Origin of the sequence: Neptunitalea chrysea, assembly GCF_027924145.1 — a bacterium.
Classification (GTDB): Bacteria; Bacteroidota; Bacteroidia; order Flavobacteriales; family Flavobacteriaceae; genus Neptunitalea; species Neptunitalea chrysea.
The window spans coordinates 19,987-39,700 of record NZ_BRVP01000028.1; the positions used below are offsets into that span (position 1 = coordinate 19,987).

The 19,714-nt window shown below is 35.0% G+C and carries 15 protein-coding genes; 12 read left to right on the forward strand and 3 right to left on the reverse strand.

Annotated elements, in window-relative coordinates:
- Positions 1 to 308: 308 nt before the first annotated feature.
- Together NBRC110019_RS15090 and NBRC110019_RS15095 are read right to left on the reverse strand one after the other, a co-directional pair.
- A complete protein-coding gene (locus NBRC110019_RS15090) occupies positions 309 to 1,850 on the reverse strand; it encodes an Rne/Rng family ribonuclease (protein ID WP_281756244.1) in 1,542 nt (513 codons plus the stop codon).
- A 266-nt stretch (positions 1,851 to 2,116) separates the two neighbouring features.
- Positions 2,117 to 2,416: an HU family DNA-binding protein gene (locus NBRC110019_RS15095; protein WP_281756246.1), complete on the reverse strand. Its 300-nt coding sequence runs from the start codon at positions 2,414 to 2,416 to the stop codon at positions 2,117 to 2,119.
- 133 nt (positions 2,417 to 2,549) lie between these two features.
- Here NBRC110019_RS15095 and mutY point away from each other — a divergent pair, with 133 nt between their 5' ends.
- The 10 genes from mutY to NBRC110019_RS15145 all read left to right on the forward strand — a co-directional run bounded on the left by mutY (position 2,550) and on the right by NBRC110019_RS15145 (position 14,354).
- A complete protein-coding gene (gene mutY, locus NBRC110019_RS15100; protein WP_281756248.1) occupies positions 2,550 to 3,584 on the forward strand; it encodes an A/G-specific adenine glycosylase in 1,035 nt (344 codons plus the stop codon).
- Positions 3,585 to 3,628: 44 nt separating this feature from the next.
- Positions 3,629 to 4,114, forward strand: a complete 486-nt coding sequence (locus NBRC110019_RS15105) for a single-stranded DNA-binding protein (protein WP_281756250.1) — start codon at positions 3,629 to 3,631, stop codon at positions 4,112 to 4,114.
- Between the two features lie 26 nt (positions 4,115 to 4,140).
- Positions 4,141 to 5,463 (forward strand): gliding motility-associated protein GldE, encoded by a 1,323-nt coding sequence (locus NBRC110019_RS15110; protein WP_281756252.1) that lies wholly within the window; start codon positions 4,141 to 4,143, stop codon positions 5,461 to 5,463.
- 1 nt (position 5,464) lies between these two features.
- A complete protein-coding gene (gene gldD / locus NBRC110019_RS15115; protein WP_281756254.1) occupies positions 5,465 to 6,025 on the forward strand; it encodes a gliding motility lipoprotein GldD in 561 nt (186 codons plus the stop codon).
- 82 nt (positions 6,026 to 6,107) lie between these two features.
- Positions 6,108 to 8,414: a type IX secretion system anionic LPS delivery protein PorZ gene (gene porZ, locus NBRC110019_RS15120; protein WP_281756256.1), complete on the forward strand. Its 2,307-nt coding sequence runs from the start codon at positions 6,108 to 6,110 to the stop codon at positions 8,412 to 8,414.
- On the forward strand, positions 8,415 to 9,134 hold the full coding sequence (gene recO, locus NBRC110019_RS15125) for a DNA repair protein RecO (protein ID WP_281756257.1): 720 nt from the start codon (positions 8,415 to 8,417) through the stop codon (positions 9,132 to 9,134).
- A gap of 78 nt (positions 9,135 to 9,212) precedes the next feature.
- On the forward strand, positions 9,213 to 12,611 hold the full coding sequence (gene ileS / locus NBRC110019_RS15130; protein ID WP_281756259.1) for an isoleucine--tRNA ligase: 3,399 nt from the start codon (positions 9,213 to 9,215) through the stop codon (positions 12,609 to 12,611).
- 5 nt (positions 12,612 to 12,616) lie between these two features.
- Positions 12,617 to 13,003: a TraR/DksA family transcriptional regulator gene (locus NBRC110019_RS15135; RefSeq protein WP_281756261.1), complete on the forward strand. Its 387-nt coding sequence runs from the start codon at positions 12,617 to 12,619 to the stop codon at positions 13,001 to 13,003.
- Positions 13,004 to 13,044: 41 nt separating this feature from the next.
- On the forward strand, positions 13,045 to 13,677 hold the full coding sequence (locus NBRC110019_RS15140; RefSeq protein ID WP_281756262.1) for a hypothetical protein: 633 nt from the start codon (positions 13,045 to 13,047) through the stop codon (positions 13,675 to 13,677).
- A 53-nt stretch (positions 13,678 to 13,730) separates the two neighbouring features.
- A complete protein-coding gene (locus NBRC110019_RS15145) occupies positions 13,731 to 14,354 on the forward strand; it encodes a lipoprotein signal peptidase (protein WP_281756263.1) in 624 nt (207 codons plus the stop codon).
- 81 nt (positions 14,355 to 14,435) lie between these two features.
- Here the strand turns inward: NBRC110019_RS15145 and NBRC110019_RS15150 are convergent, their stop codons facing one another.
- On the reverse strand, positions 14,436 to 15,005 hold the full coding sequence (locus NBRC110019_RS15150; RefSeq protein ID WP_281756264.1) for a 5-formyltetrahydrofolate cyclo-ligase: 570 nt from the start codon (positions 15,003 to 15,005) through the stop codon (positions 14,436 to 14,438).
- A 270-nt stretch (positions 15,006 to 15,275) separates the two neighbouring features.
- Here NBRC110019_RS15150 and uvrC point away from each other — a divergent pair, with 270 nt between their 5' ends.
- Both uvrC and NBRC110019_RS15160 read left to right on the forward strand, forming a co-directional pair.
- A complete protein-coding gene (gene uvrC, locus NBRC110019_RS15155) occupies positions 15,276 to 17,063 on the forward strand; it encodes an excinuclease ABC subunit UvrC (protein ID WP_281756265.1) in 1,788 nt (595 codons plus the stop codon).
- 29 nt (positions 17,064 to 17,092) lie between these two features.
- On the forward strand, positions 17,093 to 19,306 hold the full coding sequence (locus tag NBRC110019_RS15160) for a patatin-like phospholipase family protein (protein ID WP_281756267.1): 2,214 nt from the start codon (positions 17,093 to 17,095) through the stop codon (positions 19,304 to 19,306).
- Positions 19,307 to 19,714: the final 408 nt, after the last annotated feature.

Sequence of the window (19,714 nt, forward strand, 5' to 3'; positions counted from 1 at the left end):
TCTTTTTTTTGTTTTTGTTAGTGTATTAAAAATTAAGTATCGATTCATCTGTTAGATTTAGTTTTGATAGGAGTTATAGGATGAGGTTATGAGAGTACTTTATAAAGGTAAGCAATCAATTTCTATGGATTTTTTTTAAGTGTTTACTGCGCTGTAATTGCAGGCTTATCAGTGAGTGGTAATACTTTATAGGTGTTGTAAAGGAAGATGTAGTAAAGCAGGAGTAGCTTTAGGATTCAGGTTTTAAAAACAATCTAAAATAGTATAAAACAAAAAAGCCGCAATACAAAATGTATGCGGCTTCTCTGTTAATTTAAATAAGTTCCTGTTTTATCTTTAAAACGGTACTCTAAATACGTGTAAGCATCTCTAGGTAATATTTTAACCCATTTTTTGTGTTCTAAAAACCATTTAGAACGCACGGATGGAAAACCCTTTGTTAAGTAAGCTGCTACAAACGGGTGTGTGTTTAACACAATACCGTTAAGTTTCGGATTACTTGTAATAATTCTTTCTAAATCGGAAGTAATCTTATTAATAATTAGAATAGGAGCTTCAATTTCCCCATCTCCGTTGGGGTTCTCCTCTCTTGTCTTAATGTTACGTTCCGGTCTTACTCGTTGTCTTGTAATTTGTATCAGGCCAAATTTACTAGGAGGTAGTACTTTGTGTTTAGCCTTGTCCTCTTTCATTTCTTCTCTAAGGAAGTCATAAAGTTTTTTTCGGTTATCAGGTTTCCCCATATCAATGAAGTCAATTACAATAATACCACCCATATCACGTAATCGCAATTGACGTGCAATTTCAGAGGCGGCAATAAGATTAACTTCTAATGCGGTTTCTTCCTGAGTTTTGGCTTTGTTAGATCTGTTTCCACTGTTTACATCTATTACGTGAAGGGCTTCAGTATGTTCTATCACAAGATAGGCTCCTTTACTCATAGAAACAGTGCGTCCGAAAGAGGTCTTAATTTGTCTTTCTATTCCATATTTTTCAAAAACAGGAACATTAGACTGATACAATTTTACAATTGATTCTTTTTGCGGTGCAATTTCATGCACATAATCTTTAATTTTAAAGTAAAGCTGTTCATCGTCTACATGAATACCGGTGAAGTCGTCGTTAAAAATGTCTCTTAAAAAAGAGGCTGCTCGGTTTACTTCACTAAGTACCTTAGACGGGTAGTTGGCTTTTACCATTTTTTTACACATCGTATTCCATTTCTGCATAAGATTGTGTAAATCTTTGTCCAGTTCAGCAACTTTTCTGCCTTCTGCAACTGTACGAACAATAATACCGAACCCTTTTGGTTTAATGCTTTGTACCAAACGCTTAAGACGATCTTTTTCGTCTCTACTTTCAATTTTCTGAGAAACCGAAATACGTTCAGAAAAAGGTACTAAAACAAGATATCTACCAGCTAAAGAAAGCTCAGAGCTAATTCTTGGGCCTTTTGTAGATATGGGTTCTTTTACTATTTGCACTAAAATAGACTGGTTGGCTTTTAACACATCAGTTATAAGTCCGTTCTTGTCTATTTCTTGCTCAAATGGGAAATCCTTAAAAGAATACTCTTTAAGTTTACCTGTGCTTACACGTTTTACAAATTTCAAAAGAGACAACAGTTTAGGGCCTAAGTCATGATAATGCAAAAATGCATCTTTCTCGTAGCCAACATTTACAAATGCGGCATTTAACCCCTGTACTGGTTTTCTAATTTTGGCAAGCATAATGTCGCCAACAGAAAAATCGTTACTCTCTTCGTCCTTTTGTAACTCAATTAATTTTCCATCCTTTAATAAGGCAAAATCAATGTCAGAGGAACCGGATCTGACAATCAGTTCTTTCACTCTGAATGAATTTGTATCTATTTGCATTGCAAATAGATGGATTAAACAAAATTTTCACAGGTAACTCCCGTTAAAACCATATAATGGTTTCTATTTCAAAGAACAACTATTCTTTTAAACAGAAATAGTAGTTTGGTAACTACTATTTCTTCTTCTTGTGACGGTTAGCTCTTGCTCTTTTCTTACGTTTGTGCGTAGCTACCTTATGTCTTTTTCTTTTTTTACCACTAGGCATACTTTAATATTTTATAGAATTAATACTTGAATTATTTTTCTTCTTTAACTTCTACGTTAGATTTAACGCCCTCAACAAATACTTTTGCAGGTTTAAAAGCGGGAATGTTGTGAGAAGGAATTTTGATAGTAGTGTTTTTAGAAATATTTCTACCTGTTTTTTCAGCTCTTGTTTTAATTATAAAGCTTCCAAAACCTCTTAGGTAAACATTGTCTCCGTTTTCTAAGGAATTTTTTACTTCTTCCATAAAGGCTTCTACAGTTTCCTGAACGTCTCCTTTTTCAATTCCCAATTTTTCTGAGATCTTCGCTACAATGTCTGCTTTCGTCATCTTTATTTATTCTTTTATAAATGTTTAAATTTTTAGGGGTTGCAAATATAAAAATTAATTAAACATAAATTGCAACCTAAATAATTAAAATTTAACCAACTAAACTTTTATTTTTGGCAATCATTTTTTGAATATGGAGTTTTCTAACTGTTTAATAGATTGGTATTTAAAGAATAAACGCGATTTACCATGGCGTAAAACTACCGATCCGTACAAAATATGGCTGTCTGAAATTATGCTGCAACAAACCCGCGTAGCTCAGGGTTTGCCTTATTATATTCGGTTTACAGAGCAATATCCTGCGGTAGAAGATCTTGCAAATGCACATGAAGATGAGGTGCTAAAATTATGGCAAGGGTTGGGGTATTATTCCAGAGCTAGAAATTTACATGCTACGGCAAAAAAAGTTGCCTTTGAGTTAAATGGAAAATTCCCGGACACCTATAAAGAGTTGTTAAAATTAAAAGGAATTGGCGATTATACAGCAAGTGCTATTGCTTCTATAAGCTTTGGAGAAGGGCAACCAGTGGTAGATGGCAATGTATATAGAGTGTTGGCGAGGTATTTTGGGGTACATACATCTATTAATAGTAGTTTGGGTGTAAAATATTTTAAAGAACTGGCGCATGAGGTGAAGCATGAAAAACAGATAGCTATATATAATCAGGCTATTATGGAGTTTGGTGCTAACCAATGTAAACCGCAAAGTCCGGATTGTAAGGTGTGTCCTTTAAAGGGTAGTTGTGCTGCTTTGGCAAAAGATGAGGTGAAACTATTGCCTGTTAAAATAAAGAAAACTAAGATTACCAAGCGTTACTTTAATTATATAGTGTTTGTAGATGTTAATGGCAATACGTTATTACAAAGAAGGACTAAAAAAGGAATATGGTATAATTTATATGAGTTTCCGTTGATAGAAACCGTAACGCCTGTTAAAAACAAAAGCGTACTTTTGGAAGAATCCTATTTACAAGACCATCATGTAGTTAGTATGGAGTTGTTTCATAAAGGCGATATTATTCATAAATTATCGCATCAACACCTGTATACTAAATTTTGGATTGTACATTTGCACGGTAATTTGCCTAATGGTATTTCGTTTGCTAGGGTAAAAGAGTACGCGGTGCCTGTTTTGGTGGCGAATTTTATAGAAGAATTTGGTTTTTAAAACTATCTTATTTTTATTACATTTGAAATAATTGAAGAAAATTTATGAGTGGTACGCTAAATAAAGTAATGTTAATTGGGCATTTAGGAGACGATGTTAAAGTCACCTATTTTGAAGGAGGAAACTGTATTGGACGTTTTCCGTTGGCAACAAACGAATCGTATGTCAACAGACAAACGGGTGAGCGTGTTACAAATACAGACTGGCATAATGTAGTAGTGCGTAATAAAGCTGCTGAAGTATGCGAGAAATATCTATCTAAAGGAGATAAGGTGTATGTAGAAGGTCGTTTAAAGAATAGACAATGGCAAGGAGAAGACGGAGTTACGCGTTATACTACTGAGGTTCATGTAAACGATTTTACTTTTTTAACAAACAAGAGCGATAGTGCGCAACCTTCTCAAGGTGGTGGGCAGTCGTCTTATAATCAACCGTCATCACCGACGCAGCCAACACAACCAAAACAAGCAGCTCCGCAAGCAAGCAGTTTTGTTAATGAAGATGACGATGATGATGATTTGCCATTCTAATCTAATGTCTAACTAATTTATCTGTCTTGGACCCAGAACCCTCGAGTTTTATTAGTCAATTAATTTCAGAAGACGGAATTCTTGTCTTTAGGTTTGCATTGCTTTTTTTGTTGCTAATTGGTTCTGCTTTTATATCAGGTGCAGAGGTAGCTTATTTTTCGTTTTCTGCTTCAGATATAAGAGAGTTGGAAGAGGAAAAAACAACATCTGCGAAAATAATTTACAAACTATTAACAAAGCCTAAAAAGTTTTTAGCAACCCTTTTAATAGCTAATAATGCTATTAATATTGCAGTGGTGTTGCTTTTTGATACGGTAAACCCATATTTATTTGGTCATATAGAGCCAGAGTGGTTAAAGCTTGTTTTAGAAGTTGGTGTAATAGCCTTCCTGATTTTAATGTTTGGGGAAATATTACCGAAAGTATATGCTAACCGAAATAAAAAGAAGTTTGCTTCGTTTATGTCGTATCCGTTAAGTGTGATCGATGTGGTTTTTTCGCCGTTAAGTGTTCCTATGCGCAATACTACGGTGTTTTTTCAAAAGCATTTAGGAAAGCAGAAATCTAATTTTTCGGTAGATCAATTGTCACATGCGTTAGAGCTTACATCGGAAGAAGATACAACTTTAGAAGAGCATAAAATTTTAAAAGGAATTGTTTCTTTTGGAAATACAGAGACCAAACAGGTGATGCGTCCGCGAATAGATATAATTGCGGTTTCTGAAGATATGGAGTTTGGAGAAGTGTTAGAGGAGGTAATTAAAAATGGCTATAGTAGAATTCCTGTGTTTAAAGAAAATATAGATGAAATTACGGGAGTATTGTTTGTGAAAGACTTACTAAGGCATTTAGATAAAGCAAGTTTTGATTGGGTAGCGTTAAAGCAAAAACCGTACTTTGTACCTGAAAATAAAAAGCTGGATGATTTACTTCAGGAATTTCAGGAGAAGAAGAAGCATTTGGCAATAGTGGTAGATGAATACGGAGGAACCTCTGGGTTGGTTACTATGGAGGATATTATTGAAGAAATAGTAGGTGATATTTCTGACGAGTTTGATGATGAAGATATTATTTTCTCGATGCTTGATGAAAGTACGTATATTTTTGAAGGTAAAACTGCTTTAAAGGATTTTTACCGAGTTATTAAACTAGAGGATGATGCAATTTTTGAAGAGCACAAAGGAGAGGCAGAAACCATTGCAGGTTTTGTGTTAGAAATTGCAGGGAACTTTCCGAAGAAAGAAGAAGTAATACTTTTTAGAAATTATTCGTTTACTATAGAAGCTTTAGATAAAAAACGAATTAAACAAATAAAGGTGGTAATACTACCCGAAGTTGAAGATAATTAGAATGAATAATAAGATTGTTTCTTTTATAATAATAATGTTAGGTTTTGCTATAGTGTCTTGCGAAGATACGTTGCCAAAACCTAATGCTATGTTGCGTTTAGAGTATCCTACTGCTAAATATGAAACCTATTATAAAGATGGGTGCGGATATGTTTTTGATAAGAATGATTATTCGTATGTGAAAGAGAAAAATGGGTGCAGTGTAGATTTAGTGTATCCGGAAATGAAAGGAACCATCTATTTAAGCTACCGCACCGTAAACGGAGATATAAAAAAGATTTTGACCGATGTTCAAAAACTTACGTATGAACATGTAGTGAAAGCAGATAACATTATAGAGCAGCCGTATGTGAATCCTGAAAAAAGAAAGTTTGGGATGTTTTACGAGGTAGATGGAAATGCAGCTTCTCAATCACAATTTTACTTAACGGATAGTGTTTCTCATTTTATAATGGGATCTATTTATTTTGATAGCAGACCAAATTATGATTCTATTCTTCCGGCTGCTGTATACTTAAAAGATGATGTAAGGAGAATTATGGAGAGCCTTGAATGGAGGTAGTCTTTTTAAATTTTATAAACTTACATAACAATAGCTGTTATTAAACGTTACTACACATACTTAGAAGAATATCTTAGCGTATATGAAAAGAATTTTTGCCATTGTTTACTTTTTAACTGCATCCGTTCTGTATGCTCAGGATTGGGAAGGGGAATGGAGTGCGTATTTTTCATATAATGAGATTATTGATATTTCTGATGGAGACGACGTATTGTACGTGGCTACAGATAATGCCTTTTTTACTGTAGATAAATCTACCTTTGAGATGGAGAAATATACTACTGTAGACGGACTTGCCGGTGAAGATGTGGTTTCGGGGCATTATAGTTCGTTGTCTGATGTGTATATGATGGGGTATGAAAACGGATTGATTCAGGTGTTCGATGCCCAGACAAAGGATGTTTTGTCTGTAGTAGAGATAATGAATAAGGCAACCATTTCAGGGGGTAGTAAGAGTATTAACCATATAATGGAGTATAATGGGGATGCTTATTTGTCTTGTGGTTTTGGTATATCTGTGTATGATCTTGATAATTTGGAGTTTGACGATACCTATTATATTGGGGATAACGGTGCTCAGGTAGAGGTGAATCAGACGGTTGTGTATCAAGGTTATTTGTATGCTGCCACTTCGGAAGGAGTATACCGTGCTATTGTGTCTAATGATAACATTATTGATTTTCAGAATTGGGAGTTGGTAACAGGTGGGGAATGGACAGGTATTGTTTCGGTTGACGGAAAGTTGGTAGGAACCTACAACAATAGAATGTATAATTACAATGGTTCTTCATTTGTGCAGGTAGCTGTGGTATGGGCTATAGATGAATTGAGAGCCGAAGATGGGCATATTTTAGTAACCAGAGATGCTAGAACGTATATTTATGACACCAATTTTAATTTGGTGTTTTCCATTTTGAATACTGATTTAACTGAGTATGGTAGGGTTAATTATAATAGTTCATTCTTAGAAGATGGGTTGTTGTATTTAGGTACAGCAGAAGATGGGTTGTTGGTGTTAGCTTACCCTGATATTGATGATGTGATTCAGTTAAAACCAGACGGCCCTTACTATAACAATGCATTTGGATTGAGTGTTATTAAGCAAAATCTGTGGATTACGTTTGGCGAGTATACCAATCAATATAATCCAACGCCTCCTAATAGCAGAGGGGTGAGTATTTTTAAATCAGCTTTAGATGAATGGGTTCAAATTCCGTTTGATAGCTTGTTAGGATGTAGAAATTTGGCAAATATTAGCTATAGTAAGAATCAGGTAAATGAAGTTTATATCAGTTCTTATATAGATGGAATAGTTAAAATAAGGAATGAAGGAGAAGAGATTACAAAGTATGATGAAACCAACAGTCTGTTAGATTATATAGTGTACCCTACCAACCCTAATAATGTAAGCGATGTTCGTATTTTAGGTACTGCCTTTGATAGTGATGATAATTTATGGGTAACTAATGGCTATGTCAATGATGCTATTAAAGTGTTGGGTGAAGACGGAGGCTGGGATGAGTATAGTGTGTATGATGTAATTGAAGATCCGTTTACGGATTTAGCATATAAAGAAATTGTAATAGCTCCTAATAACTTTAAGTTTATTTCTACATCGAGTCATGGGGTGCTTGGGTTCTATGAAAATAATGGTTCTCCGTTGGTGAGGATTATGCAAGATGGGGAAGGCGATGGTAACTTGCCTGATGATGATGTTAGGGCACTGGCTTTTGATGATAATAATGTTTTATGGATAGGAACTATTAAGGGACTTAGAGTTTTCTATAATTTTTCAGGGTTTTTTACTAGCGACAATATAGAGTCTAGTCAGGTGATTATTACCGAGGATGGAGAGGCTAGTGAATTGTTGTACCAACAATGGATAAATGATATTTATGTAGATGGGGCTAATAATAAGTGGATAGGAACGGCAGACAGTGGAGTTTTTTACTTAAGTAGTGATGGGCAAGAAACGATTTACCATTTTACTACAGATAATTCTCCTTTGCCTTCTAATAGTGTAAATATTATTGTAGCTAATGAGTCGTCTGGAGAGGTGTTTTTTGCAACCAGTAAAGGAATTGTTTCTTTTATGGGGTTGGCAACTACAGGCCAAGAAACACTGTCAGATGTATACGCGTATCCAAATCCGGTGAGACCTGAGTTTGAAGGTAAGGTAACTATTAGAAACTTAACCGATAATGCTAGAGTTAAAATTACGGATGTGGCTGGAAATCTTGTGTATGATATAGAGTCTAAAGGAGGAGCAGTGCAGTGGAATTTAACCGCTTTCGATCAATACAAGGTTGCATCAGGAGTGTATTTTGTGCTTGTTAGTAGCGAAGACGGGTCTGATGTACAAGTAACAAAAATTATGGTAATACGATAAATGAGAGTCAGTACTCCGGCCATAGTATTGCATGCCCATAAATATGGAGATACTTCCCTTATAGTTAAATTGTATACAGCCTCTTCTGGTATAAAATCATATATGTTGAGGGGCGTGTTAACTTCTAAAAAAGGCAAAACCAAAGCAGCCTATTTTCAGCCACTTATGCAGTTAGAGGTGGTTGCAAACCACAAACAAGGAAATGCTCTTAATTCTATTTCCGAAGCCAAGGTGTTGTATCCGTATGCTTCATTACATACTAATTTTACCAAGAGTGCGCTGGTTTTCTTTTTGTCGGAGGTGTTGTATTCGGTACTACGTGAAGAGGAAGGTAATGTGCCTATGTTTGAGTATATAGTTGCTTTGTTACAATGGTTAGATATGCACGATGAGGTAGCTAATTTTCATATCTACTTTATGTTGCATTTAACTCGTTTTTTGGGTTTTTATCCAGATGATATTTCGGAAGAAGCGAGTTGTTTTGATCTTTCAGAAGGAATGTTTTTATCAAAACCGATTTCTACTCAGTATGTAGAAGATCAGCAGTTGGAATTGTTCAAGATGCTTTTGCAAACGACTCCCGAAGCACTTCACGAAATAAAAATGTCTAAGGTAAATCGCCGTGATTTATTAGAAAAGATCCTGGTTTTTTACCAGTTACATTTGGATGGTTTCCGTACGCCGAGATCCTTAAAAATACTCACAGATCTTATGGGGTAACTTTTAGCGGTAAATTAAAGTTCAATTCATTGAAATTTAGTAATTTCGCTGACTTAATAAAAGTAACTACGTTTTATAATGAAGTTTGCAGAGTACAAAGGACTTGATTTACCAAAGGTTGCAGAAGAAATCCTTAATTTTTGGGAGGAGCAAGATATTTTTGATAAGAGTATAACTACAAGAGAAGGTAAAGCACCATTTGTGTTTTTTGAAGGGCCGCCATCCGCTAACGGATTACCTGGTATTCACCACGTAATGGCACGTTCTATTAAAGATATTTTTTGTAGATATAAAACTCAAAAAGGATATCAGGTAAAGCGTAAAGCTGGTTGGGATACTCATGGATTGCCGGTAGAATTAGGTGTAGAGAAAGAATTGGGTATTACCAAAGAAGATATTGGAAAGAAAATTACCGTTGAAGAATACAATCAGGCTTGTAAAAATGCCGTAATGCGTTATACAGATATCTGGAACAACCTTACTCGCGAAATGGGGTATTGGGTAGATATGGAAGATCCGTATATTACGTATAAGCCAAAATATATGGAGAGTGTTTGGTGGTTGCTAAAACAAATTTATGATAAGAATTTGTTGTATAAAGGGTATACCATACAACCATATTCTCCAAAGGCTGGTACCGGACTTAGTTCGCACGAACTAAACCAACCAGGATGTTACCGCGATGTGTCAGATACTACAGTAGTGGCTCAGTTTAAAGCGGTAGATGCCTCGTTACCTGAGTTTTTACAAGGGTATGGAGATGTGCATATCTTAGCATGGACTACTACTCCTTGGACATTGCCTTCTAATACGGCATTAACCGTTGGTCCAAAAATTGAATATGTATTGGTGAAAACCTTTAACCAATATACTTTTGAGCCAATAAATGTGATTGTTGGAAAACCATTGGTTGCTAAACAATTTGCAGGTAAGTTTAAGCAGGTTGAAACAGAAGAAGCGCTTGCTGCTTATAAGAAAGAGGATAAAAAAATACCATATGTACTTGTAAAAGAATTTACAGGTGCTGATTTAGTAGGGACTAAGTATGAGCAATTATTGTCATATGCATTGCCGTACGAAAATCCTGAAAATGCTTTTAGAGTTATTGCAGGTGATTTTGTAACTACTGAAGATGGTACAGGTATTGTTCATACGGCGCCTACATTTGGTGCAGATGATGCTAAGGTGGCTAAAGAAGCTACGCCTGAGGTACCACCTATGTTGGTAATAGACGAGAATGATAATTTGGTTCCGTTGGTAGATTTACAAGGTCGTTTTAGAGCAGATTTACCAGAAGTTGGAGGTAAGTATGTGAAAAATGAATACTACGATGAGGGAACTGCACCTGAGAAATCGGTAGATGTAGAAATTGCTATTAGGTTAAAAGAAGAAAATAAAGCCTTTAAGGTTGAAAAATATGTCCACAGTTACCCGCACTGTTGGAGAACTGATAAACCTGTGTTGTACTACCCACTAGATAGCTGGTTTATTAAAGTTACCGATGTGAAAGACAGAATGTTTGAATTAAACGAAACTATTAACTGGAAGCCTAAGGCTACTGGTGAGGGGCGTTTTGGTAATTGGTTAAAAAATGCGAATGACTGGAATTTGTCTCGTTCTCGTTTCTGGGGTATTCCATTACCAATATGGAGAACAGAAGATGGTAAAGAGGAGCTAATTGTTGGTTCTGTTGAAGAGTTAAAAGCTGAAATTGCAAAAGCAGTAGAAGCGGGTGTAATGGCTGAAGAGGTGTTTGCCGACTTTGAGGTGGGTAACATGAATGAAGAGAACTATGATAAAATTGATTTACACAAAAATGTAGTAGATAAAATTATTTTAGTATCTGCTAGCGGTAAACCAATGAAGCGTGAGAGCGATTTAATTGATGTTTGGTTTGATTCTGGTTCTATGCCGTATGCACAATGGCATTACCCTTTTGAGAATAAAGAACTTATAGAAGATAAATTATCGTACCCTGCAGATTATATTGCAGAAGGGGTAGACCAAACACGTGGTTGGTTTTATACATTACATGCTATTGGTACCTTGGTATTTGATTCGGTTGCCTACAAAAATGTGGTGTCTAACGGATTGGTATTGGATAAGAACGGACAGAAAATGTCGAAACGTTTAGGGAATGCGGTAGACCCGTTTGAAACCTTAAAAGCTTTTGGTCCTGATGCTACCCGTTGGTACATGATTAGTAATGCAAACCCTTGGGATAACCTGAAGTTTGATGTAGAGGGTATTGCTGAGGTACGACGTAAATTTTTTGGAACCTTATACAATACGTATTCGTTCTTTAGTTTATATGCAAACATAGATAACTTTACCTATGCTGAACCTGATGTGCCTTTAGAGGAACGTCCTGAAATAGACAGATGGGTACTTTCTGAACTTCATACCTTGATTAAAAAGGTAGATGAAGCTTTTGCTGATTATGAGCCTACCAGGGCTGCCAGAGCTATTTCAGATTTTGTTCAGGAGAACTTAAGTAACTGGTTTGTTCGTTTAAGTAGAAGACGTTTCTGGAAAGGAGAGTACGGGCAAGATAAAATATCTGCTTATCAAACCTTATATACATCATTGGTAACTGTAGCTAAGTTGGCTGCGCCAATTGCGCCTTTCTTTACAGATAGATTATATAAAGATCTTACGTTAGCTACAGGGAAAGAAACTTTTGAGAGTGTTCACATAGCAGAATTTCCTGTTTTTGTAGAAAACTTTGTTGATAAATCATTGGAGAGTAAAATGGCTAAGGCGCAAACAATTTCTTCATTGGTTTTATCGTTACGTAAGAAGGAGATGATAAAAGTGCGTCAACCACTGCAAAAGGTAATAATACCAGTACTTAGCGACACTGATAAAGAAGAGATTGCAGCGGTGGCAGATCTTATAAAGTCTGAGGTAAATGTGAAAGAGATAGCGCTTTTAGATGATGCTTCAGGGGTGTTAGTAAAACAAATTAAGCCGAATTTCAAGGTTTTAGGACCTCGATTTGGTAAAGATATGAAGTTGATTGCCAGTGAAATAGCTAAATTTGGTCAGGGAGAAATTCAACAAATTGAGCGTGAAGGTAGTATAACTGTTGATATTAACGGAAAAAGTGTTATTTTAGGAACCGAAGAAGTGGAAATCACTTCTCAGGATATCGAAGGATGGTTGGTAGCAAATTCAGGTCCTTTAACAGTTGCACTTGATGTAACATTGACCGATGAATTGCGTAATGAGGGGATAGCCAGAGAGCTAATTAACCGAATTCAAAACATCCGAAAAGATTCTGGATTTGAAGTAACTGATAAAATCAACATAAAACTTCTGAAGAACGAGACCATTGAAAAGGCTGTGTTGGCAAACGAGGAATATATTAAAACTGAAACGTTAACCGCTAGTCTAATGTTTGAAGAAACACTGGAAACTGGTTTAGAAGTAGAATTTGATGATTTACATACTAAATTGTCTATTGAAAAACACTAAGGCCTATGCAAACAGATGATGTTAAAGTAAGGTACTCCGATAAAGATTTAGAGGAGTTTAGAGTTCTGATTCAGGGTAAAATTGAGAAGGCGCAGGAAGGACTGCAGCTTATCAAGAGTGCCTATATGAATGATGGGAACAATGGTACCGACGATACTTCACCAACCTTCAAAGCGTTTGAGGAAGGGTCTGAGACCATGAGTAAAGAAGCGAACACACAGTTGGCTTTGAGACAAGAAAAATTCATCAGAGATTTAAAAAATGCTTTGATTAGAATTGAAAACAAGACCTATGGTATTTGTAGGGTAACTGGAAAACTTATTAATAAAGAGCGTTTGAAGTTAGTTCCGCATGCTACATTAAGTATCGAAGCTAAGAAAACGCAAAAATAAATAGAGCGCCTTTACGGCGCTTTTTTTATATTGCCTCCCTTATGAGTATAAGTAGAGGTGTAGTTTATATATATGTATTACTAGGATGTATGGCTAATGTATTTGCGCAAAAGGTAAGTACAAAGCTATTACAGATACCTAATGTAGAATATATAACTATAAATACCGATATCATATCTGACTTAGAACTCACAACAGATGAGGCAAAAACAGTATTTGTGGAAGCTCAGTTTGATGGAGAGTATAACGAGTCATTATTTATTACCACTAAACAAGAAGGAAGTCAATTAGATTTAGGAGTGCATTTTGGTCCTATATTTGAAAATTTTGATGATAAACTAGCTGCCAATAAGCAACTATCTATAAAGATGAAAGTAGTGGTGCCAAAAAATAGCGTAGTTATTGTAAACGGAACCAGTACAATTACCCATGTTAGTGGTGATTACAAGAAGATACAACTGTATATGCATGACGGAAATTGTTATGTTTCAGATGTTAAAGGTGAGGGAGAAATAGTAACTTTTAGTGGAGACGTTTTAGTAGAAAGCTATAATGGCGAAATAATAGCTAACTCAGATTATGGAATGGTAAAAGTGGTTAAACAAATAAAATATCCTTTTAAGTTAAATATTCATAGTGTTAAAGGTGATATTCGTGTTAATACAATCAAATAATTGCTATTTTTGACACTGCTATTTGGGGCGTAGCCTCAATAAAATACAAACAAATGAATTTAAAAAAGTCCGTTTTAATAATACTAGCCATTCTATTGGTAGATCAGATTGTAAAAATTTATATTAAAACCCACTTTGCTTTACAGGAGTCAGTTGATGTTTTTAGCTGGTTTAAAATATATTTTATAGAGAATGAGGGTGCTGCATGGGGTACCAAGTTAAGTGATATTCTTCCATTGTCTGATAAAACGGGTAAATTAATTTTAACGATTTTTAGGTTGTTTGCTATTACCGGTATAGGATATTGGTTGTATGAAAGTGCTAAGACTAAAAAACCGGGTATTTTATTATGCTGTATAGCACTTATATTTGCTGGTGCTTTTGGTAATATTATAGATTCTGTTTTCTACGGAGTTATTTTTGATCATAGTAACGGACAAGTAGCTACCTTATTTGCAGCAGAGCCTTATGGTTCGTTATTCCACGGTAAGGTAGTAGATATGTTGTATTTCCCTTTAATTAGTACTACACTGCCTGATTGGGTGCCGGTTTGGGGAGGAGAATCTTTTAATTTCTTCGATCCTGTATTTAATATAGCTGACTCTGCCATTAGTGTAGGGGTAATAATACTTTTGATATTTAATAAAAAAGCTTTCCCAAAAGAAACTCAAGATTAACTATTGGGGTGCAGAAATAGGTATAAATTCTTCTAAGAAGTAAACTACTTCGGGGCAAGCCCACGAAGCATTTAATCTCAATTATTTAGTAAATGTATATATAGTTGTTGGTGTAATGCAGTAATCTAAGGGTACATCGGTTTCGTAAATATTGTCGATGTCGGGTTCTGCTTCAAAAAAGGATAATCCTATTTTTATTACATCTGGTCTGCATTTACTTAAAAAGGTATCATAAAATCCTTTTCCATAGCCAATACGTTGTCCATTTTTGTCAAAAGCTAATAATGGTACAAAAACCACATCTAGCTTTTCTAGTGGAACTTCTATACCGTCTACAGGTTCAGGTATTCCCCATTTACTTTTAACAAGTCGTGTGTTTTCTGTAAGTAGATAGTGGGTTAAGGAGTTATCTTCTATGTGGGTTTTGCTAACTACAATTTCTTTATCCTTTCCTTGCAAAATGCTTAAAATATAAGAGGTGTCTATTTCTCTCTTCTCGGCAATGGAAAGAAAAAGGTGATAATAAGTGCCTTTCCAAACAGGAGTTTTTAACAAATTGTTTGCAATAGCAATGCTTAAATCTTCAATATCAGAAACAGAAAGCGATGCTCTTAGCAACTTAAATTTCTTTCTTAAATCAGTTTTATTCAAATATTTATTTTTTTGCTGCCCCGGTGCAAATGATTTTGCACTTTTAGCTCCGGTGGCTTTCTTGGAATGTCTTGGGGAAGTACATGCATTTAATGCATGTATGTTGGTTATTACACAAGAAATAGTTACAGATGATAAAAGTAATACAGATAATACTAAAACAACAATTTTTTTTTATTTTTTAGGGTGAAATTAATGGAGAAACTATTAAAATATTCTTGTTTATAACATTCTTAATGCCATCAGTGGATAAATTATTAATTTTGTAGCATGTCCAATGTACCCATAGCACTGCAGTTAGATACGTTACCCAATAGTCCGGGAGTTTACCAGTATTACGATAAAGATGGAAAAATTTTATATGTAGGTAAGGCAAAGAACCTTAAAAAAAGAGTCTCGTCTTATTTTCATAAAAAGCATGAGTATGGTAAAACGAGAGTGCTGGTGAAAAAAATTGTAGACATAAAACATATTGTAGTACCTACAGAAACCGATGCTCTTCTTTTAGAAAACAATCTGATTAAGAAATACCAGCCGAGATATAATGTAATGTTGAAAGATGACAAAACGTATCCGTGGCTGTGTATAAAGAATGAGCGTTTCCCACGAGTATTCAGTACTAGAAATGTAATACGCGATGGATCTGAGTATTTTGGGCCTTATACGAGTGTGAAAACAGTACGTGTATTGTTAGATCTTATTAAAGGTTTATACCCGTTGCGTACGTGCAATTATGATTTGTCTAAAGAAAAAATTGATGCCGGTAAATATAAAGTATGTTTAGAGTATCATTTAGGAAATTGTAAAGGACCCTGTGAAGGGTATCAAACCATTCAGGAATACGATGCGCAAATAAAAGCGATAAGAGAAATTATCAAAGGGAATTTTAAAGATTCGTTGCAGCAGTTTAAAAAGCAGATGAAGGATCTTGCTGCCGATATGATGTTTGAAGAGGCACAGAAAATGAAGGAGAAAATAGAGGTGCTTGAAAACTATCAAGCAAAATCTACTATTGTAAATCCGCGTATTAGCGATGTAGATGTGTTTTCAATTGTGTCGGATGAAAGTTATGGTTATGTAAACTTTCTTCAGGTGTCTTATGGTTCTATTATAAGGTCTCATACCATTGAGATGAAAAAGAAATTAGAGGAGACCGATGAAGAGCTTTTAGAGTTGGCTATTACAGAAATAAGAAATAGATTTCATTCCAAGTCGAACGAGATTTTAGTGCCTTTTGATGTAGAAATAGGAGCTATGGCTCGTATTACCATTCCTAAGCTAGGAGATAAAAAGAAGTTGTTAGAACTGTCTGAAAGAAATGCCAAGTTTTACCGAATGGAGCGCTTTAAACAGGTGAAAATAACCGATCCTGATAGACATGTAAAGCGTATAATGACTCAAATGCAAAAGGATTTACGTTTGCAGGTAGAGCCAAGGCATATTGAGTGTTTTGATAACTCGAACATTCAAGGAAGCAATCCTGTTGCGGCCTGTGTGGTATTTAAAAATGGAAAACCGAGTAAGAAAGAGTATCGTCATTTTAATATTAAGACAGTAGAAGGACCTAATGACTTTGCTTCTATGGAAGAAGTAGTGTTTAGACGTTACAAGCGTTTAATGGAAGAAGGAGAACCTTTACCGCAATTAATTATTATTGATGGAGGTAAAGGACAATTATCGTCTGCACTAAAAAGTCTAGACCTGTTAGGATTAAGAGGAAAAATAGCTATTGTTGGTATAGCAAAAAGACTGGAGGAAATATTTTATCCGGGAGATTCTATTCCATTGTATTTAGATAAGAAGTCTGAGACGCTTAAGGTGATACAGTATTTACGTAATGAAGCACACCGTTTTGGAATTACATTTCATAGAAATAAACGGAGTAAAGCAGCTATTAATTCGGAATTGGAAGCCATCCCTGGAGTTGGGGATAAAACAATTGAAGAGTTGTTGAGAGCGTTTAAATCGGTAAAACGGGTAAAAGAAGCCTCGCTTGAGGGATTAATTAAAGTTGTAGGTACATCTAGGGCAAAAAAAGTTTATGAGCATTTTCATTAATTGTGTAAATTTATAGCAAATTGCAATGAATGAAAAAGTTTCTTCTCTACGTTTGTTTGTACATGTTTGCATTACAATTGCAAGCTCAGGAACAAAAAGATCTTAAAGTAGGTTTAGTGCTTAGTGGAGGTGGAGCTAAAGGCTTTGCCCATATTGGTGCGTTAAAAGTTTTGGAAGAAGCCGGCGTTCGAGTAGATTATATTGGAGGTACTAGTATGGGGGCTATAATAGGTGCTTTGTATGCATCGGGGTATTCACCCGATGAAATGGATTCAATTTTCAAGGCGGTAGATTTTGATGTTCTTATACAGGATATATTACCCCGATCTGCAAAAACATTTTATGAAAAGGAAGATGCAGAGCGCTACGCTATTACATTGCCTTTTAATAAATTTAAGGTAGGATTTCCTAAATCAATATCTAAAGGACAAAATATTTATAATTTATTGGCGCGTCTTTTATCGCCGGTAAGCGATATTAATGAGTTTGATAAATTACCAATACCTTTTTTTTGTATTGCTACCGATATAGAAACGGGGGAAGGAGTCAAACTTACAAAGGGGTATTTACCTGAGGCAATTCTTGCTAGTGGTGCATTTCCGTCTCTATTTAGGCCTGTAGAAATAGACGGAAAGGTTCTAATAGATGGTGGAGTGGTAAATAATTATCCGATAGAAGAGGTTAAAAAAATGGGAGCCGATTATGTTATAGGTATTGATGTTCAGGATGGTTTAGCAAAGAATGATGAGTTAAACTCGGCTGTGAGTGTACTGTTGCAAATTAATAATTACCGTACGGTACACGATATGCAAAAGAAGGCTAAGGAAACCGATTTGTATATTCATCCAAATATGGATAATTATACGGTGGTGTCTTTTGATGAAGGAGCAGCTATTATAGATGAAGGTGAGAAAGCGGCTTTTGATAAATATGATAAGCTGCGAGAAATTGCTTTGCAACAAAAAAAGGAAGCTGATAGAAAACCTTGTGTTGTAAGTGATTCTGTTTTTGTTGATGGGTTAGAGTTGAATGGGAATGAACATTATTCCAGAGCGTATATAAAAGGTAAGTTACGTTTTTTAAATGGAGAGAAGATAAGTTTTGATGATTTGAATAATGGTATAGGTAATATGTTAGCAACTAATAACTTCAACTCGGTGAAGTATAAGTTGCACCATACCGAAGGAGATAAATATAAGCTAATACTAGATATAGAAGAGAATAAAGACAAGTTTCTTTTACGTCTTGGGGTACATTATGATGATTTGTATAAAACCTCTGCTTTGGTAAATGTTACCGGAAAAAATTTATTGCAAGATGATGATAGAGCCGGTCTCGATTTTATTATAGGAGATAACATTCGATATAATTTTGAATATTATGTAGACAAAGGGTTTTACACGAGTTATGGTTTTAAGTCTACATTTAATTATTTTAAAATAGATGTAGACGGGGATTTGTTTAATATTGGAGCCGATGATTTTGCGCTTAATAAAATTAATGTGAGTTTGGCAAACCTAGTCAATCAGGTTTATATCCAAACGGTATTTAGAGAGGAGTTTTCTATTGGTTTGGGAGCTGAACATTCAAGGTACGTGTTAGAGACTGAAAATTTAATTAATGGAGAAAGTACCAAAACCTATTTTGATAAAAGTAATTATTACAGTGCTTTTGGGTATTTAAAATTAGATACCTATGATAATAAATATTTTCCCAAATCGGGTATATTTTTTGATGGTAGGGCTAATACGTATTTATTTTCATCTGATTATACAAAAGCCTTTGATGAATTGACTGTTGTAAATGGACAGTTTGGTGTGGCAGTACCTTTTATAAAGAATAAGCTTTCTTTGAATATGAGCTTTAGTGCGGGGTTTGCTTTGGGGGATAACAATTTAAAAACCTTTGATTTTATTCTGGGGGGATACGGAAACAAGTTTGTTAATAACATGATTTCCTTTTATGGGTATGATTTTGCCAGTATAAGTGGAGATAGTTATATTAAAGGTTTGGCTACTTTAGATTATGAACCTTTTAAAAGAAATCATATTAACTTTTCGTATAATGCTGCTAACGTAGGGAGTGATATATTTACCGGAGAATGGTTTTCTTTACCCGATTATTCGGGTTATGCTATTGGGTATGGTGTAGAAAGTTTTATTGGTCCTATGGAAATGAAATACACTTGGTCTCCAGAACGAGGAGAAGGTAATTGGTTTTTTAGTATAGGGTATTGGTTTTAATAAGCTACTTATGGGTAGACTTATAAAGCATTTATAATAGTTGCATCTTTAGTTAGAGACAAGTCTCGGATGAATTATTCTTGATTACCGAGTAAAGACGTATTAAAAGTCTTCTGAAATAAGTACTTAACGCTGGTTTAACAGAATTATGTATTGATGAAAATATGGTCTTTTGGCTATTTCTCAATAAACTTTATAACGATTTGATGTTTTTGTTAGAAGCGGGCTCTTAAAAAAGTTAAAGTAAAAAAAATTACCATCTTTTTTAGCTGGTCAATATATATTTGCGTCCGCTTGAAAGGGGTGGTGCCTTTTTAAGCATGCTTATAGTAAAAGTTTTCATAAGTAAGAGTTTTTAGTTGGTAAAGAAAAACCCGGGTTTATAACCCGGGTTTTTTTATTTTAGCT

Excerpts from the sequence above, each read along its gene's own strand:
- NBRC110019_RS15095 (WP_281756246.1), bottom strand. The coding sequence starts at position 2,416 with ATGACGAAAGCAGACATTGTAGCGAAGATCTCAGAAAAATTGGGAATT.
- NBRC110019_RS15145 (WP_281756263.1), top strand. The coding sequence starts at position 13,731 with ATGAATTTAAAAAAGTCCGTTTTAATAATACTAGCCATTCTATTGGTA.
- uvrC (WP_281756265.1), top strand. The coding sequence starts at position 15,276 with ATGTCCAATGTACCCATAGCACTGCAGTTAGATACGTTACCCAATAGT.
- porZ (WP_281756256.1), top strand. The coding sequence starts at position 6,108 with ATGAAAAGAATTTTTGCCATTGTTTACTTTTTAACTGCATCCGTTCTG.
- NBRC110019_RS15135 (WP_281756261.1), top strand. The coding sequence starts at position 12,617 with ATGCAAACAGATGATGTTAAAGTAAGGTACTCCGATAAAGATTTAGAG.
- NBRC110019_RS15105 (WP_281756250.1), top strand. The coding sequence starts at position 3,629 with ATGAGTGGTACGCTAAATAAAGTAATGTTAATTGGGCATTTAGGAGAC.
- NBRC110019_RS15140 (WP_281756262.1), top strand. The coding sequence starts at position 13,045 with ATGAGTATAAGTAGAGGTGTAGTTTATATATATGTATTACTAGGATGT.
- recO (WP_281756257.1), top strand. The coding sequence starts at position 8,415 with ATGAGAGTCAGTACTCCGGCCATAGTATTGCATGCCCATAAATATGGA.
- NBRC110019_RS15160 (WP_281756267.1), top strand. The coding sequence starts at position 17,093 with ATGAAAAAGTTTCTTCTCTACGTTTGTTTGTACATGTTTGCATTACAA.
- ileS (WP_281756259.1), top strand. The coding sequence starts at position 9,213 with ATGAAGTTTGCAGAGTACAAAGGACTTGATTTACCAAAGGTTGCAGAA.
- mutY (WP_281756248.1), top strand. The coding sequence starts at position 2,550 with ATGGAGTTTTCTAACTGTTTAATAGATTGGTATTTAAAGAATAAACGC.
- gldD (WP_281756254.1), top strand. The coding sequence starts at position 5,465 with ATGAATAATAAGATTGTTTCTTTTATAATAATAATGTTAGGTTTTGCT.